12 protein-coding genes are annotated in these 23,715 nt (G+C 76.0%); 4 read left to right on the top strand and 8 right to left on the bottom strand.

Features of this window, described 5'->3' with window-relative positions:
• From HNR12_RS27630 to HNR12_RS27565, 8 genes are all read right to left on the bottom strand, one after another.
• A partial coding sequence (locus HNR12_RS27630) for a type I polyketide synthase (protein WP_179770280.1) occupies positions 1-1,804 on the bottom strand: 1,804 nt, incomplete at its 3' end.
• Positions 1,805-1,818: 14 nt separating this feature from the next.
• Positions 1,819-12,084: a type I polyketide synthase gene (locus HNR12_RS28050; RefSeq protein WP_246425845.1), complete on the bottom strand. Its 10,266-nt coding sequence runs from the start codon at positions 12,082-12,084 to the stop codon at positions 1,819-1,821.
• A 692-nt stretch (positions 12,085-12,776) separates the two neighbouring features.
• The gene (locus HNR12_RS27590; RefSeq protein WP_179770279.1) at positions 12,777-14,039 is read right to left on the bottom strand and encodes a styrene monooxygenase/indole monooxygenase family protein; all 1,263 of its coding nucleotides are present in this window, start codon (positions 14,037-14,039) and stop codon (positions 12,777-12,779) included.
• Positions 14,040-14,103: 64 nt separating this feature from the next.
• Positions 14,104-14,661 carry a GTP-binding protein gene (locus HNR12_RS27585; protein WP_179770278.1) on the bottom strand — a complete coding sequence of 186 codons (558 nt, stop codon included), beginning with the start codon at positions 14,659-14,661 and terminating at the stop codon, positions 14,104-14,106.
• A gap of 13 nt (positions 14,662-14,674) precedes the next feature.
• Positions 14,675-15,034, bottom strand: coding sequence for a DUF742 domain-containing protein (locus tag HNR12_RS27580; RefSeq protein WP_179770277.1), 360 nt, complete (start codon positions 15,032-15,034; stop codon positions 14,675-14,677).
• A 52-nt stretch (positions 15,035-15,086) separates the two neighbouring features.
• Positions 15,087-15,512, bottom strand: a complete 426-nt coding sequence (locus HNR12_RS27575) for a roadblock/LC7 domain-containing protein (RefSeq protein WP_179770276.1) — start codon at positions 15,510-15,512, stop codon at positions 15,087-15,089.
• 106 nt (positions 15,513-15,618) lie between these two features.
• On the bottom strand, positions 15,619-16,878 hold the full coding sequence (locus HNR12_RS27570; RefSeq protein WP_308118506.1) for a sensor histidine kinase: 1,260 nt from the start codon (positions 16,876-16,878) through the stop codon (positions 15,619-15,621).
• A 756-nt stretch (positions 16,879-17,634) separates the two neighbouring features.
• On the bottom strand, positions 17,635-18,678 hold the full coding sequence (locus tag HNR12_RS27565; protein ID WP_246425188.1) for a LacI family DNA-binding transcriptional regulator: 1,044 nt from the start codon (positions 18,676-18,678) through the stop codon (positions 17,635-17,637).
• 277 nt (positions 18,679-18,955) lie between these two features.
• Here HNR12_RS27565 and HNR12_RS27560 point away from each other — a divergent pair, with 277 nt between their 5' ends.
• The 4 genes from HNR12_RS27560 (at position 18,956) to rhaS (ending at position 23,712) form a co-directional block, all read left to right on the top strand.
• On the top strand, positions 18,956-20,476 hold the full coding sequence (locus HNR12_RS27560; protein WP_394353924.1) for a sugar ABC transporter ATP-binding protein: 1,521 nt from the start codon (positions 18,956-18,958) through the stop codon (positions 20,474-20,476).
• Positions 20,473-21,534: an ABC transporter permease gene (locus HNR12_RS27555; protein WP_372451097.1), complete on the top strand. Its 1,062-nt coding sequence runs from the start codon at positions 20,473-20,475 to the stop codon at positions 21,532-21,534. The genes HNR12_RS27560 and HNR12_RS27555 overlap by 4 nt, the downstream gene beginning before the upstream one ends.
• The gene (locus HNR12_RS27550; protein ID WP_308118507.1) at positions 21,524-22,555 is read left to right on the top strand and encodes an ABC transporter permease; all 1,032 of its coding nucleotides are present in this window, start codon (positions 21,524-21,526) and stop codon (positions 22,553-22,555) included. The genes HNR12_RS27555 and HNR12_RS27550 overlap by 11 nt, the downstream gene beginning before the upstream one ends.
• Positions 22,556-22,635: 80 nt before the next feature.
• Positions 22,636-23,712 (top strand): rhamnose ABC transporter substrate-binding protein, encoded by a 1,077-nt coding sequence (gene rhaS / locus HNR12_RS27545; protein ID WP_179770272.1) that lies wholly within the window; start codon positions 22,636-22,638, stop codon positions 23,710-23,712.
• The last annotated feature ends 3 nt before the right edge of the window (positions 23,713-23,715 follow it).

The following is a 23,715-nucleotide window of genomic DNA, read 5'->3' as shown; positions in this document are numbered from 1 at the left end:
GCAGTCCGGCGGCCATGCCGGGCCACTGCGCGCCCTGGCCGGGGAAGACGAACACGGTCCTGCCGGGGGCGTCGGCGCGGCCGCGCAGCAGGGTCGGCGCGGGGCGGCCCGCGGCGAGGGCGGCCAGGCCGGGGCGGTGGTCGCCGTGCTCGTCGGGCAGCACGGCGGCGCGGTGCTCGAAGTGGGTGCGCGTGGTGGCCAGTGAGAACCCCACGTCGTGGGGCGAGAGGTCGGGCCGGGCCTCCAGGTGCGCCAGCAGCCGCCGCGCCTGCCCGGCCAGCGCCGCCTCCGAGCGGCCCGACAGGGGCCAGGGCGGCAGGTCGGCCGACGGCCCGGCCGGAGCGGCGGCGCCCGCGCGCGGCCGCGGCACGGCGCGGTGGCCGGCGCGGGCGGCCTGCCCGGCCGGGGCGCCGAACGCGCGGGGCCGCCGCGCCTCGCGCGGCGGCTGCTCCAGGATGAGGTGGGCGTTGGTGCCGCTGATGCCGAACGACGACACCGCGCCCACGCGCACGCCGTTGACCCCCTCCCACGTCCTGGGGCCGTCGGTGACCACGGCCAGGCCGAGCCGGTCCCACTCCACCAGGGCGGAGCGGCCGCCGGCGGCGCCGACGGCGGGGGGCACGATCCCCCGGCCGACGATTCCGACCAGGTTCACCAGCCCCGCCACCCCCGCCGCCGCCTGCGCATGAGCGATGTTGGCCTTCACCGACCCCACCACCACACCACCCGCACGCCCATACACCGCACCCAGCGCCCCCGCCTCCACCGGATCACCCAACACCGTCCCCGTCCCATGCCCCTCCACCACACCCACCACCGACGCCTCCACCCCCGCATCGGCCAACGCCGCCCGCACCACCGCCTCCTGCGCCCCACCGGACGGAGCCGCCAACCCGTTACTCGCCCCATCCGAGTTCACCGCACACCCCCGCACCACCCCCCACACACACCGCCCCCGCTCCAGGGCATCGGACAACCGCTCCAGCACCACCACCCCCACACCCTCACCGAACCCCGTGCCATCGGCCCCCGCCCCAAACGACCGGCACCGCCCATCCGCCGACAACCCGCCCTGCCGCGCGAACTCCACAAACACCCCCGGCGACCCCATCACCGACACACCCCCCGCCAACGCCACATCGCACTCCCCCCGACGCAGCGCCATCACCGCCTCATGCACCGCCACCAACGACGACGAACACGCCGTGTCGATCGTCAGGGCCGCCCCCGACAGGCCCAGGACATAGGCCACGCGACCGGCGATGACGCTGCTCAGCGTGCCGGTCATGGTGTATCCGGCGGCCTCCTCGGCCGCCTCGTACATCCGGGGCCCGTACTCCTGGTGGATGGCGCCGAGGTAGGTGGCGGTGCGGCTGCCCCGCAGGCTCCCCGGCTCGATCCCCGCCCGCTCCAGCGCCTCCCACACCGTCTCCAGCACCACCCGCTGCTGCGGGTCCATCGCCAGCGCCTCACGCGGACTCACCCCGAAGAACCCCGCGTCGAACAGGTCCGCGTCGTGCAGGAAGGCGCCCCGGCCGGTGGCCGCCCAGCCCCGGTCGGCCGGGAACTCCGACGTGCCGTCGCCGCCCGCCTCCGCCAGCGCCCACAGCTCCTCCGGCGACCCCACGCCGCCGGGGAACCGGCACCCGATCCCCACGATCGCGACCGGCTCGCTGCGCGACTCGCTGAGGCGCCGGTTGCGCTCCTTGAGCCGCTCGTTCTCCTTGAGCGTGGAGCGCAGCGCGGAGACGATCCGGTCGGTGTCGTGGGGGCGCGCGTTGGGCCCGGGCACGGGAGTGGTCATGGCGGTCTCCGAGTTCAGGGGGCGTCGGGGTGGTCGTCGGTGTCGCCGAGAGCGAGGTCCACCAGGTCCTCCACGCTCATGGCGTCGATCGCGTCGGCGCCGTCCCCGGGCGGGGGCGGGGACGCCGCCTCGGCGCGGGCGAGGGCGCGGACGAGGGCCGGCAGCCCGGCCTCCCGCAGCCGGTGCAGGGGGATCTCGGCGAGCGCGCGCAGCAGCTCCGCCCGCTCGGGCTCCTGCTCCGCCCCCGGGTCCGGCGCCGCTCCGGTGTCCTCGGCCGGGGGCGCGGCGGCGCGCAGCGCGGGGTCCTGCTCCAGCCGGGCGGCCAGCGCGTCGGGCGTGGGGTGGTCGAACAGGACGGTCGCGGGCAGCCGCAGCCCGGTGGCGGCGTTGAGGCGGTTGCGCAGCTCGACCGCCGTCAGCGAGTCGATGCCCGCCTCGGTGAGCGGGCGGTGGGGGGTGAGCGCGGTGGGCGAGCCGTGGCCGAGCACGACGGCGGCGTGGCCGCGCACCAGGTCGAGCAGGACCGCGCGGCGCTCCTCGGCGGGCAGGCCGGTCAGGCGCCGTGCCAGGTCCGCGCGCCCGGCGTCCCCGGCGGGTGCGGCGCCCGGCGCGGCCGGCGGCGGTGTCCCGCCTCCGGGCGCCGCGGCGGCGGTCCGCCGGGGGGCGGCGCCGCTCCGGTCCGGCCCCCGGTCCGGCGCGCACAGGCGTGCGGGCAGCAGCAGCGGACGGTCCAGCGCGAGCGCGGCGTCGAACAGGTCCAGCGCCCGGCCGGTGGGCATCGGCGCCAGCCCGCAGCGCCGCACCCGCTGGGTCCCGGCGACGCCGAGGCGGGCGGTCAGCCCGCTGCGCTCGGCCCACAGGCCCCACGCCAGCGACGTGGCGGGCAGGCCGCGCGCGCGGCGGTGGTGGGCGAGCCCGTCGAGGAAGGCGTTGGCGGCGGCGTAGTTGGCCTGGCCGGGGGCGCCGACCACGCCCAGCGCCGAGGAGAACAGCACGAACGCGGCCAGGTCGGCCTCGGCGGTCAGCTCGTGCAGGTGCCAGGCGCCGTCGGCCTTGGCGGCCAGCACCCGGTCGAGTCCGGCGCCGGACTGCGCGGTGAGGGTGGCGTCGTCCAGCACCCCGGCGGCGTGCACGACCGCCGTCAGCGGGCGGTCGGGGGGCACCGCCGCCAGCAGGGCCGCCACCGCCGCGCGGTCGGCCACGTCGCACGCGCGGACCTCCACCTCGGCGCCCAGCGCGGTCAGCCCGGCCATCGCCTCGGCCGCGCCCGGCGCCATGGGGCCGGCGCGCCCGGCCAGCAGCAGCCGCCGGACGCCGTGCGCGTTGACCAGGTGGCGGGCCAGGCGCACGCCGAGGGTGCCGGTGCCGCCGGTGATGAGGACGGTCCCGGCGGGGTCGAGCGGGCGGGGCGGGACCAGCACGGTCTTGCCCGCCGTGGCGCCCCGCTGGAGGTCGCGCAGCGCCGCCGGGGCGTCGGCGAGGGCACGGCGGAACGGGGGCGGCGGGGCGGTTCCGCCCAGGCGGCCGCCGGCGAACAGCGCCAGCACCCGGGCCAGCGTCCGCCCGACGTCCTCGGGCGCGAGTTCGGGGAGGCTGTAGGGCAGGTAGCGGCGCCCGGGGTGGGCGGCGGCCACCAGGTCCGGGTCGCGCGGGTCGGTCTTGCCCATCTCCAGGAACCGGCCGCCCTCGGCCAGCAGGCCCAGAGAGGCGTCCGTGGCCTCGCCGGCGAGCGCGTTCAGCACCACGTCGACGCCGCGCCCGCCGGTGGCCGCGCGGAAGCGCTCGGCGAACGCGGTGTCGCGGGAGGAGGCGATGTGGTCCTCGTCCAGGCCCAGGTCGCGCAGCAGCGGCCACTTGGCGGGCGAGGCGGTGGCGAACACCTCGGCGCCCAGGTGGCGCGCCAGGGCGACGGCGGCGGTGCCGACCCCGCCGGCGGCGGCGTGAACCAGCACGGTCTCCCCCGCCCGCAGACCGGCCAGGGTGACCAGGCCGTGGTAGGCGGTGAGGTGGACGACGGGCACGGCGGCGGCCCGCTCGAACGACCAGCGCGCGGGGACGGGCGCGACGCGGCGGCGGTCGGCGACGGCGACCGGGCCGAAGGCGGCGTCGAACAGGCCCATCACGCGGTCGCCGGGGGCCAGGTCGGTGACGTCGGGGGCCGTCTCGGTGACCACGCCTGCGCCCTCGATGCCCATGCCGGTCTCGCCGGGGAGCAGGCCCAGGGCCACGACCGCGTCGCGGAAGTTCAGTCCGGCGGCCCGTACGGCGATACGCACGTGGCCGGGGGGCAGGGGCTCGGCGGCCCAGGGCGCGGGGCGCGCGGCGACGTCGGCGGCGCTGCCCGAGGACCCGGCGGCCAGGTGCCAGGGGCCGGGCGGGTGCGCCAGGGGGGCGGGCGCCGGGGCGATGCGGGCGGTCAGCAGCCGCCCGGCGCGCAGCGCCACCTGGGCTTCGCCGGTGGCGACCGCCTGGCGCAGGAGCCGGGGGGAGGGGTCGTGGCCGTCGTCGTCGACGAGGACGAAGCGGTCGGGGTGCTCGGCCTGCGCGGTGCGCAGCAGGCCCCAGGCGGGGGTCTGGGCCAACCCGTCGAGGGAGTCCCGGGGGGTGGCGGCGAGGGCCCCCCGGGTGACCAGGACCAGCCGGGAGGCGGCGAGGCGGGTGTCGCGGACCCACCACTGGGCGAGGTCGAGCACCCGGCGGGCGACGGCGTGCGCGGCCCGGCGCGGGTCGGCGTCCGGTCCGGCCGCGCAGTGGACCACCACGGTGTCGGGCGCGGGGAGGCCGCCGTCGAGGGCGCGGCGCAGGTCGGCGAGGCCGCGGAAGGCGGTGTCGCCGGACACGGGGGCGGCACCGGGGTGGGTGCCGCCGCCGGCCGAGCGGTCGGCGTGGGTGTGGTGGCCGGGGTGACGGTGCCCGGCGCGGTCGTCGGCGGGCGCGGAGGGAGCTGAGGAGGCGGGGGACGCGGCGGGCGCGGCCGCGCCGCCGTCCGGCCCGCCCCACGGCGCGAACCCGGCCGCCGCCCCCGGCACCGGGTGCGGCGCGGCCACGGTCGCCCAGGCTCCGGCGGCGGGCGGCGGCGGGTCCGCCACCTCCCGCCACTCCACGACGTGCAGGTCGGCGGACGCGGCGCCGCCCCGACCGGCGGGCGGCGGGCGCAGCACCAGCCGCTCGACGGTCGCCACGGGCGCCCCCGAGGGGTCGAGCAGCGTCAGCGCCACCGCGCGGCAGGCGGCTCCGCCGCGCTCGCGGTCCGCGCGGTCCGCCCGGTCCTCGGGCTCGTCGGGCCTTTCCACGCGCAGCAGCACCCGCAGGCCGGTGGCCCCCACGGCGTGCAGCCGCACCCCGCTCCACACGTGCGGGAGCAGCGGCCCTGTGTCCGCATCGGCCAGCAGCAGCGCGTGCAGCGCGGCGTCGAGCAGGACGGGGTGCAGCCCGAAGGCCCCGGCGTCGCCGGTCAGCGGCTCGGGCAGGACCACCTCGGCCGCGATCGCCGGGCCGCACCGCCACAGCGCGGTCAGCCCCTGGAACGCGGGCCCGTACCCGTGCCCGCGCTCCGCCAGCCGGGCATAGCCGTCGTCGAGGTCCACCCGCTCGGCCCCCGGCGGAGGCCACGGCCCGCCGCCCGTGCCGGGAGCGGGCAGGGCCGCCGCCCCACCTCCGCCGCCGTTCGCCGCACCCGCCTCGCCGCCGCGCCGGGGCCCGAGGGCGCTGCCGTGGCCGTCCCCGACCGGATCACCGGACGCCCCGGCCTCGGCGGACAGGATGCCGGTGGCGTGCCGCCGCCAGGCGCCGCCCGGATCGGTGTCGGGGCCGTCGGGGCGCGAGTGGACGGTCAGCCGGCGGCGGCCGTCAGGGCCGGGGGCCTCGACCAGGAGCTGCACGCGGACCGCCGCGTCGCCGTCGCCGGACCCGGGCGGCTCCAGGGGCTCCTCCAGGACCAGTTCCTCCAGCACGGGGCAGCCCACGCGGTCGCCCACCCGCACGGCGGCCTCGGCCAGCGCGGCACCGGGAAGCAGCACCCGCCCGTTGACCGCGTGGTCGGCCAGCCACGGCAGGTCGCGCACCGAGATCCGCCCGGTGCACACCGCTCCCCCGCCCTCGGCGAGGTCCACGGCGGCGCCGACGATCGGGTGCCCGGTGCCGCGCTGCCCCACGCGCGCGGGGTCCGGCGCGCCCTCGGGCGCCGCCAGCCAGTAGCGCCGCCGCTGGAAGGCGTAGGTGGGCAGGTGGGCACGCCGTGCCCGCCCCTCCGGCAGGAAGGGGGTCCAGTCGACGTCCGCGCCCCGCACGTGCGCCTGGGCGACCGAGGTGAGGAACCGGTCGGCGCCCTCGTCGTCGCGGCGCAGTGTGCCCAGGACCGCCCCCTCGGCACCCGCCTCGGCGAGGCCGTCCTCGATGGCGGCCGTGAGCACGGGGTGCGGCGCGCACTCCACGAACATGCGGTGCCCGGCCCCGGCCAGCGCCCGCACCGCCGCGCCGAAGCGCACCGGTTCGCGCAGGTTGGCGTACCAGTGGCCGGCGTCCAGCGCCGCGCCGTCCACCGGGCCGCCGGTCACCGTGGAGAACAGGGGGACGTCGCCTTCCCGGGCGCCGATCCCCGCCAGGTCGGCGGTGATGCGCTCGCGCGCGGCCGCCACGCGGGGGGTGTGCGAGGCGTAGTCCACGTCGATGGCGCGGGCGCGCACCCCTTCGGCCTCGGCGTCGGCGACCAGGCGGGCGACCGCCTCGCGCTCCCCGGCGACGACCGTGGCCGCGGGCCCGTTGACCGCCGCGACGTGCACCGCTCCCGCGCGCACCGCGTCGCGCCGGCCGGTCCGCTCGGCGGGTTCGGCGAGGGAGGCCATGGCACCGCCGGCGACGAGGTCGCGCACGGCCCGGCTGCGCAGGGCGACGACCGCGGCGGCGTCCTCCAGCGACAGCGCGCCCGCCACGCAGGCGGCGGCGATCTCGCCCTGGGAGTGCCCGACCACGGCCGCCGGGACCACGCCCGCCGAGCGCCACAGCCGCGCCAGGGAGACCATGACCGCCCACAGCGCGGGCTGCACGACGTCGACCCGGTCGAGCCCGGGCGCGCCGGGGCGGCCGTCGAGCACGGCCGTCAGCGACCAGTCGACGTGGGGGGCCAGCGCCCGCTCGCACTCGGCGACGCGCGCCCGGAACACGGGGGAGGTGCGCAGCAGGTCGCGGCCCATGCCGGGCCACTGGGAGCCCTGGCCGGGGAAGACGAGCACCGGCCGGGCCGGGAGGTCGGCGCGGCCCCGGACGAGCCGGGGGTCGGCGTCGTCGTCGCGGGCGAGGGCCGCCAGGCCGTCGAGGAGGCCGGCGCGGTCCCGGCCGAGGACGACCGCGCGGTGCGGAAGGCGGGCCCGGGTGGCGGCGAGCGCCTGCCCGACGTCCACCGGGCGCATGCGCGGGTCCTCCTGCACGGCGGCGCGCAGCCGGACGCCCTGGTCGCGCAGCGCCTCGGGCCCGGCGGCGGAGAGCACCCAGGGCAGCAGGCCGGTACCGGAGGCGGGCGCGGGCGCGGGGTCGGCGCCGGCGGGGGACCCGTCCGTGTCGGCGCCGACCTTGGCCGCAACCGCCGGGGCGTCCTGCGCCGCCGGGCGGCCGTCCGGCCGCCCGTTGTCCGCGGTGAGCGCCCGGATCCGAGCGGCGATCACCCGCGCGGAGTCCTGCTCACCGCCCTGGTCACGGACGGCCGCGCCCACCCCGCCGGAGGCGCCGCCCACCGGAGGCCGCCCGCCGGTGTTCTCCGCATCCGCCGACCACGCCCCGGGCGGCCGTGCCCCGTCCGCCCCGGCGGTGGCCGGGGGCGTGGCGGGGGTCTCCAGGCCGCGGAGGGATGTGGTGACGGCGCCGGGCGGTGTTGGGGCCGGCGGGGGGAAGGCGTAGCCGTGGTCGGCGGGGGGCTGCTCCAGGATGAGGTGGGCGTTGGTGCCACTGATGCCGAACGACGACACCGCGCCCACGCGCACGCCGTCGACGCCCTCCCACGCCCTGGGGCCGCCGGTCACCACGGCCAGGCGCGATCCCGCCCAGTCGATGAGCGGCGACAGCCCCCGCTCCGCGCCCGGCAGGGGTGGGATGACGCCTCGGCCGACGATTCCCACCAGGTTCACCAGCCCGGCCACCCCCGCCGCCGCCTGCGCATGAGCGATGTTGGCCTTCACCGACCCCACCACCACACCACCCGCACGCCCATACACCGCACCCAGCGCCCCCGCCTCCACCGGATCACCCAACACCGTCCCCGTCCCATGCCCCTCCACCACACCCACCACCGAGGCATCCACCCCCGCATCGGCCAGCGCCGCCCGCACCACCGCCTCCTGCGCCCCACCGGAAGGAGCCGCCAACCCGTTACTCGCCCCATCCGAGTTCACCGCACACCCCCGCACCACCCCCCACACGCACCGCCCCCGCTCCAGGGCATCGGACAACCGCTCCAGGACGACCAGCCCCGCCCCCTCGCCCCAGGCGGTGCCGTCGGCGGCGGCCGAGTACGGCTTGCAGCGGCCGTCCGCCGCGAGTCCCCCCTGCGCGGAGAACTCGGCGAACATGCCGGGCGTGGCCATCACCGCCACCCCGCCCGCCAGCGCCAGGTCGCACTCGCCCCGACGCAGCGCCTGCACCGCCTGGTGCACCGCCACCAGCGACGACGAGCACGCGGTGTCGACGGTGATCGACGGCCCGTTCAGGCCCAGCACGTAGGAGACCCGCCCCGACACCACGCTCACGCTCGTGCCGGTGAGCAGGTGGCCGGCCGTGTTCCCCGACGCGGCGTGCATGCGCGGGCCGTAGTCCTGCGCCGACGCGCCGACGAACACGCCCACCCGGCCGCCGCGCAGCGCACCGGGGTCGATCCCGGCGCGCTCCAGCGCCTCCCAGGCCGTCTCCAGCACGAGCCGCTGCTGCGGGTCCATCGCCAGCGCCTCGCGCGGACTCACCCCGAAGAACCCCGCGTCGAACAGGTCCGCGTCGTGCAGGAACCCGCCCCGGCAGACGGGGAAGCCCTCCGGCTGCTCGCCCGCGCCATGGCGCCGCCCCGGCGGCGCGGCCGCCTCCCAGCCCCGATTGGCCGGAAACGCCGACGTGCCGTCGCCGCCCGCCTCCGCCAGCGCCCACAGCCCCTCCGGCGACCCCACGCCGCCGGGGAACCGGCACCCGATCCCCACGACCGCCACGGGCGCCGGGCCCGCTCCGGTACCCGCACGCGCGGGGCCAGGCGCGGCCGGACGCACCGCGCTCGGCGCGCCGCCGAGCAGCCTCTCCACCAGCAGGTCGGGGGTCGGCGCGTCGAACAGCAGGGTGGCGGGCAGGGGACGGGCCAGCGCCTCGCTGAGCCGGTCGCGCAGCTCGACGGCGAGCACGGAGTCGAACCCCATGTCGTGGAAGCTGCGCCCGGCCTCGACGGCGGCGCCCGAGGTGTACCCCAGTACGTCGGCGGTCTGCGACAGCACCAGCTCGCGCAGGCGGTGCCGGGCCGACACGGCCTCCGGTGACGCGCCGGACGCCGCTCCCACCGCCGGCGGCTCCGAGGTCCCGCCCCCGGTTCCGGTCTCTTCGGCCGCGCGCTCCGGCTCGCCGAATCCCGTCGGCGGCGGCGCCGCCCCACCGCTCGCGCCCGCCGGAGCCCTCGGCCTCCCGCCTTCGGCGGACCCGCCGCCGTCTCCCTCCGGCTCGGCGGGCAGCGGGAAGGAGCGGTACCTCCACGCGTAGGTCGGCAGGTCCACGCGCGCGGCATCGGCGCCGAGCACCGCGCGCCAGTCCACGTCCACCCCGGCCGCGAACAGCCCCGCCGCGTACTCCGCCGCCGCGCGCCGCTCGGCCCCGTCCCGCAGGCCGGCGACGAACGCCGCGCCCCGCCCGTCCGGGGCCGCCTCCAGCACGGTGCGGGCCAGCGCCGCCAGCGTGCCGCCCGGCCCCAGCTCGCAGAACACCTCCGCCCCGCGCGCCCGCAGCACCGCCACGCAGTCGGCGAAGCGCACCGGCTCGCGCGCCTGGCGCGCCCAGTAGTCGGCCGCGCCCAGCTCCGCCGCGCCCGCGACCGCACCCGTCAGCCCCGACACCAGCAGCGGCCCCTCCCCCACCCGCACCGCCAGCCCGCGCGCCGCCGCCCGCAGCCCCGCCATGGCGGGCTCGACCAGCGGCGAGTGGAACGCGTGGCTCACCGCGAGCCGCCGCGTGCGCCGCCCCCGCGCGGCCAGGGCGCGCGCCACCCGCTCGACCGCCGCCGCCTCCCCCGACACCACCACCGACTCCGGCCCGTTGACGGCCGCCAGCGCCACCCGGTCGGCCGCCGCCGACACCAGCGCGCCCGCCTCCTCCGCCGACGCGCCCACCGCCACCATCGCCCCGCCCTCCGGCAGGGCGTCCAGCAGCCGCGCCCGCTCCGCCACCAGCGCGCACGCGTCGGCCAGCCCCAGCAGCCCGGCCGCGTGCGCCGCGCTGATCTCGCCGACCGAGTGCCCCGCCACCAGCGCCGGGCGCACCCCCCACGACTCCAGCAGCCGGTACAGCGCCACCTCCACCGCGAACAGGGCGGGCTGGGTGAACCCGGTGCGGTGCAGCAGCGCCGCCTCCGGGCCGCCCTCCGGGGCCCACAGCACCTCGCGCAGGGGGCGCGGCAGCAGCGGGTCCAGTTCGGCGCACACCGCGTCCAGCGCGGCGGCGAACACCGGTTCCTCGGCGTGCAGGCGGCGGCCCATCCGCGCGTACTGGGTGCCCTGCCCGGGGAACAGCACCGCCACCGGGCCGGCGACCGCCCTGCCGCGCAGCACGCCCGAGGCGCGCCCACCCCGCTCGACCGCCGCGAGGCCCGCCAGCAGCTCCGCCCGCCCGCCGGCGGCCACGCCGGCGCGGTGCGCCATGGGGGTGCGCGTGGCGGCGAGGGAGAAGGCGAGGTCGACCGGCCGGAGCCCGGGGTGCTCCGCCAGGTGCGCGCGCAGCCGCGCGGCCTGGGCGCGCAGCGCCTCGGGGCTCGCCGCCGACAGCACGAACGCCCGGTGCCGGCCGTCCCACGCCACCGCCCGCCCTTCCGGAACCTCCCCCGGCGCCTCACCCACCGCCGCCGCGGCCTCCTCGGGCGCGGCGACGATGACGTGGCAGTCCGTGCCGCCCATGCCGAACGACGACACCCCCGCCACCGGCCGCCGCCCCGGGTGCGGCCACGGCTCGGCCGCCACCTGCACGCGCAGGCCCAGGTCGGCCAGCGGGATGCGCGGGTGCGGCTCGGCGAAGTTCAGGCTGGGGACCAGCTCCCCGTGGGCCACCCCCAGCACCGCCTTGAGCAGCCCGGCGATCCCGGCGGCCGCGCCGAGGTGGCCGATGTTGGTCTTCACCGACCCCACCCGCAGCGGATCCCCCGCCGCCCGCGCCGCCCCCAGGACCTCGCCCAGCGCGGCGGCCTCCACCGGATCCCCGGCCCGCGTCCCCGTGCCGTGGAGCTCCACGTAGTCGACCCGCTCGGGCGCCAGCCCGGCGTCGCGCAGCGCGCCCCGCAGCGCCGCCGCCTGGCCCTCGCGCCCGGGCACGGTCAGCCCCTCGGTGGCGCCGTCGTTGGCGACCGCGCCGCCCAGCAGCACGGCGTGCACCCGGTCGCCGTCGCGCCGGGCGTCGGCCAGCCGCTTGAGCAGCACCGCCGCCCCGCCCTCGCCCCGCGCGTACCCGTTGGCGCGGGCGTCGAAGGTGAAGCAGCGGTCGTCGGGCGAGAGCGCGCCGAACAGCTCCTCGTGGCGCGCCGCCGCCCGCGCCACGTTGAGGTGGACGCCCCCCGCCAGCGCCGCGTCGGTCTCCCCCCGGCGCAGGCTCTCCATGGCCAGGTGCACCGCCACCAGCGAGGAGGACTGCCCGGTGTCGACGGTGAGGCTGGGCCCGCGCAGATCCAGCGCGTAGGAGACGCGGTTGGCGATGACTCCCCGGGCGCTGCCGGTCAGCGCGTGGTGGGTGGCCTGTCCCGGCGGCGCGGGGTCGTCGCCCATCGCCCCCACGAACACCCCGATCCGGCCGCCGCGCAGGGCGCGCGCCGCGAGCCGGGCGTCCTCCACCGCCTCCCACGCCAGGTGCAGCGCGAGCCGCTGGCGGGGGTCCATGGCCGCGGCCTCGACCGGGGCGATGCCGAACGGCTCGGGGTCGAAGGCGTCGGCCGCGACGAACCCGCCGCGGCGCCCGCCCGCCCCGGCCGCGCGCCCCGGCGGCGGCTCCTCGACGGCGGCGCGCCCCTCGGCCAGCAGCCGCCGGAGGGCCCCCGGGTCGGGCGCGCCGGGCAGGCGGCAGGCCATCCCCACCACCGCGACGGCCGCGTCATCCGCCGCACGGCACTGCGCCACCTCACTCCACCCCCGCCCATGGTCCGTCGGCCGCCGTGTCGTCCGCCCCGGACCGCGCCGCGGCGCGCGGGCGCCGTGCCGCCGACCGGACGCGGCGCTCCGCGAATTGCTGTTTCCCTCCGTCACCGGGTGCGCCGAGAACACGCGAATTCCCCTCGCCGCCGACCGCGGAATGGCCTCCGCCGTGTCAGCGCGCGGTTACGTGCGGTGCTCCGGCGCGCGCTCAGCCGCAGCAGGCGCGGCCCTCCGCACGGCACCCGGCGCCGCGGGTGCGCCCGCGGCGAGCGGGGCTTTCCCCGGGAGGAATGCGGCGGGCGGGCTGGTCAGCGTAATGCGCGTCCTGTGCCATATCAGGCCCCGGAGGTAGAGAAGGGGGATCGTACCGAGCAGCCGCCAAAAGGGGACATCAGCCCCAAAGGAAGCATGATTCGCTTAGGCGGCAACAACACAGAGATCGTAACTCCCACCTATAAGCAGAGCAATAGCATTCCCATATTCCCCGGGCACGAAGATCGTTTTCCGCAATTACTCCGAAAATCACCGGTTAAGGGAGTGATCCTGTGGTGCACGAGAGCCGTCCGGCCCGGTTTCCCCGTGCGGGGAAACCGGGCCGGACGGCGCGGTGGTCGTGTTTCGGCTGAGCGCTATCGGTTCTTGTTGGCCGCCGCAACCTGGGCCAGGTAGGCGCGGGCCTTCACCGGGTCGTACAGCCAGTTCTGGTAGTCCGGCGGGTAGTCCCACCCCTGGATCCAGCGGTCGCCGATCTCCGGGTAGGACGCGGCGCCGGCCAGCATCTCGGTGAAGTGCTCGGGCAGTTCGTGCTCCCACAGCGTGGAGTTCATCTCGGCCCAGTGCTGCACCGGCAGTCCGTACTCCCAGAACCGCTCGAACGCGTTGGTGAGGAACTGCGCGTCGAAGGGGCGGTCGCCGTGCTCGACGATGCTGGCCAGGTAGCTGCGGGCGCACCGCGTCGAGTGGTTCCAGCCCTGCCCCACGAACGGGTCCATCGTGATGACCACGTCGGCGATCCCCAGCACCAGCCCGCCCGAGGGCAGCACCCCGACCGGATTGCGCACCTGCGGTGTCAGGTGCTCCACCAGCGTGCTGTTGCCGTCGACCAGCGAGGCGTTGCGCACCCGCTCGTAGTAGTCGGGCGCGTACTTGCTGAGCAGGTCGCGCATCCGCCGCCACTGCTCCTCCGGGCGCGGCCGGTCGGGCCAGGCGTCCATAGGCCCGCCGCGCTTGTCGCCCAGGAACAGCGAGTGGCAGGGCCCCTCGGAGGTCAGGAAGGGCGTGAGGATCATGTTGCCGGCCTCGGCGGTGGAGGCCGCCCAGCCGATGGACTCGCTCTCGCCGGTGTCGGGCTCCACGTCGTAGATGTTGGCCTGGGCCACCACGCGCGGGCGGGCCCCGGTGAACCGCCCGGGGTCGGGGTCGAACAGCGCGCCCAGCTCCCCGTGGCCCACGGCGACCACGATGAGGTCGAACATCCGGGAGAAGTAGTCGAGGTCGCTGAGGGTGACCCCGTGGATGACCACCTTGCCGCCGGAGTCCTCGAAGTACTCCAGCCAGTCGGCCATCTTCACCCGCCGGTCGATCGAGACCGTGTACTGGTCGGCGCGGCCGGTCCGGCCGATGAGCTGGATGGGCGGCGTGCCGCCCGGGGGGTAGAGGTGGATCTTGAATTTGTCGACCTGGGGCGCCTGGGCGCTCCAGAAGTCCAGGTGGAGTTCGCGCTCGTACTCCAGCGCGGTGGGGAAGGTCAGCTGGGTGACGGAGGGCCGGCCGGTGCGGATCTCGATGGAGGTCTGCCCGGTGATGACCGTGACGTCGTAGCCGTGGTTGAGCAGACCGTGGGCCAGGTGGAGGCCCGAGTGCCCCGCGCCGACGATGAGGATCTTGCGCATCAGAAGAGTTTTCCTTCTCGGGTGTGGGCGGGAGGGGCCGCCGCAGCGCCCGCCCTCGCGGTGGTCACCCCACGGGTGCGGCGGCGGCGTTGGTCGACAGGGCGTAGCGCAGCAGCGTCTTGAGCACGGTGCCCCCCGACGACCGGTCGCGCGCGTCGAAGTCGAGGATGGGCACGCTGGGGCTGACCTCCAGCGCCTCGCGCACCTGCTCGGCGGTGTACTCCAGCTGGCCGTCGAACCGGTTCAGGGCGACGATGTAGGGGATGCGCCGGTTGGTCTCGAAGTAGTCGACCGCCTCGAAGCTCTCGGCGAGCCGGCGGCAGTCGACCACCACGACCGCGCCGACCGCGCCGCGCACCAGGTCGTCCCACATGAACCAGAACCGGGTCTGGCCGGGGGTGCCGAACATGTACATGATGAGCTGCTGGTCGACCGTGATCCGGCCGAAGTCCATCGCCACGGTCGTGGTGACCTTGTGGGGCGTGGCCGAGATGTCGTCGTGGCCGATGCTCGCCTCGGTCATGACGGCCTCGGTGGTCACCGCCGGGATCTCCGAGACCGAGCCCACCAGCGTGGTCTTGCCCGCCCCGAATCCTCCGGCGATGACGATCTTGGTCGACATCTTGGTCGGGATGTCACTGGAATAGTCGTTCGAGACCACGGAGCGCCCTCTCCAGTACCTGGTTCTCAGACGGGCTGTTGCCCGTGATGGTCGGGTGGATGTAGACGAGACCCAGTTCCGCGAGATCGCTCAGCAGGACCTGGGCCACACCCAGCGGGATCTTGAGTTCGGCGGAGACCTCGGCGACCGAGCGGGTCTCCCGGCACAGCACGTAGATGCGCTGGGACTCCGGCATCAGCTTGGCCGGCGGATCGTTGCTGGGATCCGCGGTCGAGACGAGCGTCTGCACCATGAGCGGGTGGCGCGACCGGGTCCGTCCGCCCGTGAAGGTGTAGGGGCGGATGCGCGAACCCCTGCGCTTGCGGTAGCTCATAACTGTGGCAACCTCTTCATGAATCAGCTCCAGCCTGCTCGGCCGCCGTCGCCTAGTTCCCGATCACTTCGCGGAGTTCGGAGCGCAGCTGCGGGGTGAGCGCGTGGCCCACGTTCTCCACGAGGCGGGTCATCTGGTAGGCGACGATCTTCATGTCGGCCGTGGGCGCGCTGAGCACCGCCAGGCACGAGCCGTCGCTGATCGACATGACGAACAGGTGGCCGTGCTGCATGCGCACGATGAGCTGCTCGCACTCCCCCTTGCCGAACAGCTTGGCCCCGCCCACCGCAAGGCTGTGCATGCCGCTGGCGATGGCGGCCAACTGCTCGGCGTGCTCCTCGGGGAAGTCGCGCGAGGAGGTGAGCACCAGGCCGTCGGAGGACACGACGACCGCGTGGTCCACGCCCGGGACGTCGTTGACGAAGTTGGAGATCAGCCAGGCGAAGTTCTCTGCGGTGACGCTCATCTGGTCGTTCATGGCAGTTCCAGCCCTTTGCTAGGCGGGTGGGTGAGCAGGTCCGCACCGGTGCGGCCGAGGGAGCGGCGCCGCCGGGTGCGGTGGCGGTCGGATCGGCGGCGCACGGTCACTCCGCGCGGTTGGTGTCGCGGGTGGCGGCGCGCTCGCCCTCAAGGAATCCGTCGAGGTCGTCGCGGATGCGCTCGGCGCGGTCGCGGCCCTGTCCGCCGCCCGCCGGGGCCGGCGGGTCCTGGGCAGGGGTGGGCAGCACCCGCAGCGGCGCGGCGTGCGCGGCGCTGCGGCGGGGCAGCCCGGCCGCGGTGACGGCGGAGGTCCCGCCGTTGCGGCGCGGCCCGCCGGGCGGGGGCGCGGCGTGCCCGGTCGGCTGGGGCGCCAGCGCGGGCATCATCCGCGAGGGGCCGGGCACCACGGGCTCGGGCCGGGGGCCGTAGGCGGTGATCAGGTTCGCGGGGATGACCGTGTAGGCGTTGAGGCCGCGGAAGGCGCGCGCCTCCAGCTGCACCCGCAGGCCGTGGCGGTGGGCGATCCGGCTGGCGACGTAGAGGCCCATGTGCCGGATCACGCGCTTGTCCAGGATCGGGGTGCCGGCCAGGCGGGCGTTGAGGTCGGCGAGCTGCTCGGGCGGGATCCCGATGCCCTCGTCCTCGACCACCAGCAGCAGTCCGCCGTCGGCCATGAGCTGGCCGCTGATGACCACCTGGGAGTGGTCGGGCGAGTGGTTGGTGGCGTTGTCGAGGAGTTCGGCCAGCAGGTGGCTGATGTCGTCGGCGGCCTCGCCCGCCACGTACTTCTCGGGCAGCCGCCCCAGGTGCACCCGGCTGTAGTTCTTGATCTCGGAGGTGGCGGCGCGGGCGACGTCCAGCAGCGCCACCGGCTCCATGCCGGAGTCGTCGCTCTCCTGGTCGGCCAGCACCAGCAGGTTCTCGCCGTTGCGGCGCATGCGCGTGGCCAGGTTGTCGATCTCGAACAGCTTGGCCAGCAGGTCGGGGTCCTCGGTGGAGTCCTCCAGCGCGCCGACGATGTCGAGCAAGGACTCCACCATGGTGAGGTCGCGCACCGCCAGCCCGGCCAGGGCGTCGGTGAGCAGGGCGGGGTCGGGCTCGTGTCCGGCGGGCGGGGGCGGCGCGGCTTCGGCCGCGTGCCGGCCCGAGGGCGGCCCCGACACGTAGGCGGCGCCCGCGTGGGCCCCGTTGTAGACGCTGTAGGCGGGCGCCGGCGCGGCGTGGCCGGGTGCTCCCGCCCGCTGCCGGGCGGGGGCCGGCTCGGGGCGGGGCGGCGCCGGGGCGATGGCGGCGCGCGGCGCGGGCTGCGCGGGCTCGGGTTCGGGCGCGCGGCCGAATCCCAGCCGGCGCAGCAGTCTGCGCACGACTCCCGGTCGCGCGGACCGGGAGTCGTCGGTTGTCGTCACGGCCGGGGTGCGGCCGTCTCGACCTGGCGGTGAGGGTGACTGCGCCACAACACGCCTCCTCGGAATCTGGTGGGGGGACATTTCACTTCCGCGCTCGGTGCGGAGGGCGCCCCCGGCGCACGCAAGCGCCGCGGGCATTGCGACCGGCCGCGCGGCGAAACGCCGGCGACAGGCGGAAACGCCGCCGAAAACGCGCGGCGGCGCATGCGGCCGCCGGCGGGAACAGCCCTCCGATCAGCCCAGATAATCGCACGGACAGGGCGGCTTTGCAGTGGAACCGTTAATGATCAACCGATTCTTCGGCGAGCCTAGCAAAGGACCCGGGACCACTCAGGAAGTTCGCAAAATACGATTGAGTTCACCGGAAAGCGCCGTATGAGGTGAATGACCTTGACCGCGACCGGTTCACACCCATGGTCCCGAAAGCGAAACAGGGGACGACCGGCCGGACACCCCCGGGATGATCGTTTTCCACGGTCGAAATCAATAAACTACTACGTTGTTTAGTGCATTCCGCTCGGACAATGGGAAACAACCGGGAACCACGCGCGGCGCCCGATACGGCAGATACAGCAGATACAACCGCCAAGGGGACGTTCCGCGCCGGACGGCGCCTCCGCCCGCCCACGCCGACGGCCCGGCGCCGCCCTCGCGGGGGGAACCGGGCCGTCGAGGCGCGGGGGACGGGGACGCGCGGCGCCGCCGCGGGCCGGCTCAGTCCCGCACGGCCGCCGTGGAGCCGCGCACCACCAGCTCGGGCGCGAAGCGCAGCCGCTCGTGGGTGTGGTCGGGGTCGTTGAGCTCCGACAGCAGCAGCCGCATCGCCGCCGCGCCCAGGTCGTACTTGGGCTGGGCCACCGTGGTCAGCCCCGGGTGCACCAGCCCGGCCGTGGCGACGTCGTCGTAGCCCACCACCGACAGGTCGGCCGGTGCGCTCAGCCCGCGCTCGCCCAGCCCTTTGAGCACGCCCAGCGCCAACTGGTCGTTGGAGCAGAACACCGCCTGGGGGCGCTTGCGCGGCCCCCCGGCCAGCACCTCCTCGACCGCCTTCTCGCCGGACTCGGCGTTGAGCTGCTCGGTCTCGATCACCCGCACGGACGCGTCGGGGTCCAGGCCCGACTCCTCCAGGGCCGCGCGCAGCCCGGCCAGGCGGGTGCGGCACTGCTCCAGGTCGGCGGGGCCGCTGAGGTAGGTGACGCGCTCGTGGCCGAGGTTGACCAGGTGGCGGCCCGCGGCCAGGCCGCCGGCGTGGTTGTCCACGGCCACGCTGCAGGCGATGTCGGCCGAGACGTCGCCGCGGTCCAGCAGCACGCCGGGGACGCCCTGCTTGCGCAGCCACAGCAGGTCGGCGGTGTCGCCGTCGACCGGCATCACCACGGCCCCGGCGGCGCGCTGCTCGGCCAGCAGCCGGATGGCGCGGCGCTGGCGCCCGGCCTGCTCGGCGGAGTTGAGCAGCACCACGGCCAGCCCCGCCTCGCCCGCGGTGTCCTCCACGCCGCGCGCGACCTCGGCGAAGAACGGGTTGGTGACGTCGAGGACGAGCAGCCCCACGGAGTCGCTGCGCCCCGCCCGCAGGCTGCGGCCCGAGGAGTTGCGGACGTAGTCCAGTTCCTGGACGGCGCGCTCGACCTTGCGCCGGGTGGCCTCGGCGACCCGCTCGGGGCGGTTCAGGACGTTGGAGACGGTTCCGGGCGACACCCCGGCGCGCGCGGCGACGTCGTTGATGCCCACGGGACGCTTGACTTCGGACGAGGACAACGCAGGTGCTCCGAGGTGGTCGGGCGGCTCCGGGCCGCTCATGCTCTCACAGGTTGATTAAAACGTGTCAATCCCTTCTGCGGAAACCTACTCCTCCGACGGGGACGGCGCTACCGGCCGGCCGAATCCGGCACCGACGGTCACGCCTCGGGCACAGGGGCGAAATCCAGGCGCAACCCCCTTGACATGCGAACTGTGACCCACCTAACGTCCTCCTCCATTGAAACGTTTTTCCAGCCGCCGCGCACCGCGGCCCTGATTCCTGAAGGGGGACGCCGTGGACCATCACCCACCATCGGCTCCTCCGCTCCTGTCGCTGGTCGGCGTGGGCAAGTCCTTCGGGACCGTGCGCGCACTCCAGGACGTCTCGCTGGAGCTGCGCGCGGGAGAGATCCACGCGCTCTGCGGAGAGAACGGGGCGGGCAAGTCCACCTTGGTGAAAACGATCGCCGGTGTGCACCGGCCCGACACCGGCCACATCGAGGGCGACGGCGCGCGCACGGAGTTCGCCGCCCCCGCCGACGCCCAGCGCGCCGGGGTGGCGGTCATCTACCAGGAGCCCACGCTCTTCCCCGACCTGTCGGTGGCCGAGAACATCTTCATGGGCCGCCAGCCGCTGAAGGCCGGGCGGCGCATCGACCGGCGGGCCATGCTCCGGGCCACCGAGGAGCTGTTCGGGCGCCTGGGCGTGCGCATCGACCCCGACCGCCCCGCGCGCGGGCTGTCCATCGCCGACCAGCAGCTGGTCGAGATCGCCAAGGCGATGTCGTTCGACGCCCGCGTGCTGGTCATGGACGAGCCCACGGCGGCGCTGTCGGGCGTTGAGGTCGAGCGGCTGTTCGCGGTGGCGCGCTCGCTGCGCGACTCCGGCGCGGCGGTGCTGTTCATCTCGCACCGCTTCGACGAGGTCTTCGCGCTGTGCGACCGCATCACGGTGATGCGCGACGGCCGCTACATCTCCACCGACCCCACCGCCGACCTCACCGTCGACGCCGTGGTGCGCCGCATGGTGGGCCGCGACGTCGCCACGCTGTTCCCCAAGCAGGAGGTCGAACCCGGCGAGACCGTGCTGGAGGTCGAGGGCCTGACCCGCGCGGGCGTGTTCGCCGACGTCTCCTTCACGGTGCGCGCCGGGGAGATCGTCGCCCTGGCCGGGCTGGTGGGCGCCGGCCGCAGCGAGGTCGTGCGCGCGGTGTTCGGCATCGACCGCTACGACTCCGGCCGGGTGCGCGTGGGCGGGAAGGCGCTGCCCCAGGGCCGGCCCGCCGCCGCCATGGCGGCCGGGGTGGCGCTGGTGCCCGAGGACCGCCGCCAGCAGGGCCTGGTCATGGAGATGTCCATCGAGCGCAACGCCACGCTGACCCGGCGCTGGCCGCTGAGCCGCATGGGCCTGCTGCGCCGCCGCGACGAGGAGCGGGCCACCGCCGTGTGGGCCGAGCGGCTGCACCTGAAGGCCGGCCGGCTCACCGACGCGGTCTCCACGCTGTCGGGCGGCAACCAGCAGAAGGTGGTGCTGGCCAAGTGGCTGGCCACCGAGCCGCGCCTGCTGATCGTCGACGAGCCCACGCGCGGCATCGACGTCGGCACCAAGGCCGAGGTGCACCGGCTGCTGTCGGAGCTGGCCGGCCAGGGGATCGCGGTCCTCATGGTCTCCAGCGAGCTGCCCGAGGTGCTGGGCATGGCCGACCGCGTGCTGGTCATGCACGAGGGGCGCGTCAGCGCCGAACTGGACCGCGGCGAGGCCGACGAGGAGTCGGTCATGTACGCGGCGACGGGCCAGGAGGGCAGGGCCGCGTGAGCACGACCCGCAACCCCCGGACCCCTGACGCCCCCTCGGCCGTACCGCAGGCCCGCGGCGGCGGCGACACCCGCGCCGGGCGGCGCGTGCGCCAGGTGCGCGAGCTGGGCATCCTGCTCGCCCTGGTGCTGCTGATCGCGGTCACCACCGCGGTCAACCCCGGCTTCCTGGCCGCCCAGAGCGTGCGCGACCTGCTGCTGGGCGCCACCCTGCTGACCATCCTGGCCGTGGGCCAGTCGCTGGTCCTCATCACCCGCAACGTCGACCTGTCGGTGGGCTCGGTCATGGGCCTGTCGGCGTTCGCCGTGGGCACCCTGTTCGTGGCCTTCCCCGGCCTGCCCGCGCCCGTGGTGGCGCTGGCGGGCGTGGCCGTGGGCACGGTGTGCGGCGTGGTCAACGGCGTGCTGGTGGCCGCGGCCCGGGTGCCGGCGCTGGTGGTCACCCTGGGCACGCTCTACATGTTCCGCGGCATCGACTTCTGGTGGGCCTCGGGCCGCCAGATCAACGCCGCCGACATGCCCGACGGCTTCCTCGGCCTGGGCCGGGTGACCCTGCTGGGCGTGCCGCTGCCGGCCGTGGTGGCGCTGCTGGTGGTGCTGGCCGCCGGCTGGTACCTGCGCAACTACCGCAGCGGCCGCGAGCTGTACGCGGTGGGCTCCGAGCCCCAGGCGGCGCGGCTGAGCGGCATCCCGGTGGACCGCCGGGTGTTCGTGCCCTTCGTCGTCAACGGCGCGCTGGCCGGCCTGGCGGGCGTGCTCTACGCCGCCCGGTTCGGCACCCTCGACGCCACCGTGGGCACCGGCATGGAATTGGAGGTCGTGGCCGCCGCGGTCGTGGGCGGCGTGGCGATCTTCGGCGGCAGCGGCACGGTCTACGGCGCGGCGCTGGGCGCCCTGCTGCTGTCGACCATCGACGCGGCGCTGCCGATGCTGCGGGTCGACTCCTTCTGGCAGCAGGCGGTGGTGGGCCTGCTGATCCTCGTCTCGATCGGACTGGACCGGCTGCTGGCCGTTCGCACGGCGCGCCGGCTTCGAGGAGGTGGTTCCCGTGGGGCCTGATGTGGGCACCGCTCCGAGGGCGGCGGCGTCGCCGGGCGCCGACTCCCGCTCGGCGCTGCGGCGCCTGGCGGGCACGCGCGAGACCTCGGTCATCGGCGCGCTGGTGGTGGCCGTGCTGGCGGCCTCGCTGCTGGTCGAGGGCTTCGCCAGCGGCCGCAACGCCGGCTTCCTGATCCTGGACATCGCCACGATCGCGCTGATCGCGCTGCCGATGACGCTGATCGTCATCACCGGCGAGATCGACCTGAGCGTGGCCAGCACCCTGGGCCTGACCAGCGCGGTCATGGGGCAGCTGTGGGTGATGGGCCTGCCGCTGGAGACCATCGTCCCGCTGTGCGTGCTGCTGGGCGTGGTGCTGGGCGCGGTCAACGGCCTGCTGGTGACGGTGGCGGGGCTGCCCTCGCTGGCGGTCACCATCGGCACGATGGCCATGTACCGGGGCCTGGCCTACGTGGTGCTGGGCGACCGGGCCGTGGCCGACTTCCCCTTCGAGTGGACCGGCGGCGCCACCGCGCGCATCCCCGGCACCGACCTGCCCTGGGTGGTGCTGCTCATCGCGGTGCTGGGCGGGGTGTTCGGCGTGGTGCTGCACGCCACGCCGGTGGGCCGCTCGCTGTTCGCCATCGGCAGCAACGACGAGGCGACCCGCTTCTCGGGCATCTCGGTGGCCTGGACCAAGCTGTGGCTGTTCGTGGCCTCGGGCGCGGTGGCGGGCCTGGCCGGGGTGTTCTGGACGCTCCAGTACGGCAGCGCCCGCGCCGACAACGCCTTCGGCCTGGAGCTGTCGGTGGTGGCGGCGGTGCTGCTGGGCGGGGTGTCCATCTTCGGCGGCAAGGGCGCGCTGCCCGGCGTGCTGGCGGGCGTGCTGCTGCTGGGCGTCATCCGCAACGCGCTGAGCCTGGCCGACGTGTCCTCCGACGTGCTGTCGATCGTCACCGGTGTGCTGCTGGTGGTCTCGGTGGTGCTGCCCACCACCATCACCCGGCTGCGCGAGCGCCGTCCCCGGGCGGCGCCGTCGTGACGGGCGGGCGCCCGCGCCCGCCCGCCTGCTCCCCGCACCCCCCGCTGTCCCCCCGCATCCCTTAGTACGAGGTGAACCCCATGATGAGAAAGCGCATCCGCTACGGCGTGACCGCCGCGGCCCTGGCCGGGGTCATGCTGGCCGCCACCGCCTGCGGCGGCACCACGCGCGGCGACGACTCCGGCGACGGCTCGGGCGGCGGCGCCCAGGGCGAGGCCGACCCGAACGCCGAGATCCCCGAGGGCCTGGCCATCAGCTTCCTGCCCAAGCAGCTGAACAACCCCTACATGACCTACGCCAACTCCGGCGGCCAGGAGGCCGTGGAGGAGCTGGCCGGCGAGTTCAAGGAGGTCGGCCCCTCCGAGGCCAACGCCTCCTCCCAGGTCAGCTACATCAACACGCTCAGCCAGCAGGGCAGCGACGCGATCGTGATCGCCGCCAACGACCCCGACGCGGTGTGCGGCGCGCTCAACCAGGCGCGCCAGGCCGGCAGCGTGGTCGTGTCCTACGACTCCGACACCAACCCCGACTGCCGCGACGTGTTCATCAACCAGGCCACGGCCGAGGACATCGCGCGCATCCAGGTCGAGATGGTCGCCGAGCAGATCGGCGGCGAGGGCGAGATCGCGTTCCTGTCGGCCACCCCCAACGCCACCAACCAGAACACCTGGCTGGAGCTGATGGAGGAGGAGCTGGCCAAGGAGGAGTACGCCGACATCGAGGTCGTGGACACCGTCTACGGCAACGACGACGACCAGAAGTCGTTCAACGAGATGCAGGCGCTCCTGCAGTCCCACCCCGACCTGGCCGGCGTGGTGGCCCCCACCACGGTGGGCCTGGCGGCGGCCGCCCGCTACCTGAGCGGGTCGGACTTCAAGGGCGAGGTCGTGCTGACCGGCCTGGGCACGCCCAACCAGATGCAGGAGTACGTCGCGGACGGCACCGTCGAGGAGTTCGCCCTGTGGGACCCCAAGGACATGGGCTACCTCGCGGGCTACGCGGCGGCGTCGCTGTCGGCCGGGCGGATCACCGGCGCCGAGGGCGAGACCTTCGAGGCCGGCCGGCTGGGCGACTACGAGATCGGCGCCAACGGCGAGGTCGTGCTGGGCCCGCCCACGGTCTTCAACGCCGACAACATCGACGACTACGACTTCTGACCG

Origin of the sequence: Streptomonospora nanhaiensis, assembly GCF_013410565.1 — a bacterium.
Classification (GTDB): domain Bacteria; phylum Actinomycetota; class Actinomycetes; order Streptosporangiales; family Streptosporangiaceae; genus Streptomonospora; species Streptomonospora nanhaiensis.
The sequence above is the reverse complement of the archived record's forward strand: the minus strand, read 5'-3'. Positions and strand labels throughout refer to the sequence as shown.

Excerpts from the sequence above, each read along its gene's own strand:
- HNR12_RS28050 (WP_246425845.1), bottom strand. The coding sequence starts at position 12,084 with ATGGCCTGCCGCCTGCCCGGCGCGCCCGACCCGGGGGCCCTCCGGCGG.
- HNR12_RS27590 (WP_179770279.1), bottom strand. The coding sequence starts at position 14,039 with ATGCGCAAGATCCTCATCGTCGGCGCGGGGCACTCGGGCCTCCACCTG.
- HNR12_RS27585 (WP_179770278.1), bottom strand. The coding sequence starts at position 14,661 with ATGTCGACCAAGATCGTCATCGCCGGAGGATTCGGGGCGGGCAAGACC.
- HNR12_RS27580 (WP_179770277.1), bottom strand. The coding sequence starts at position 15,034 with ATGAGCTACCGCAAGCGCAGGGGTTCGCGCATCCGCCCCTACACCTTC.
- HNR12_RS27575 (WP_179770276.1), bottom strand. The coding sequence starts at position 15,512 with ATGAACGACCAGATGAGCGTCACCGCAGAGAACTTCGCCTGGCTGATC.
- rhaS (WP_179770272.1), top strand. The coding sequence starts at position 22,636 with ATGATGAGAAAGCGCATCCGCTACGGCGTGACCGCCGCGGCCCTGGCC.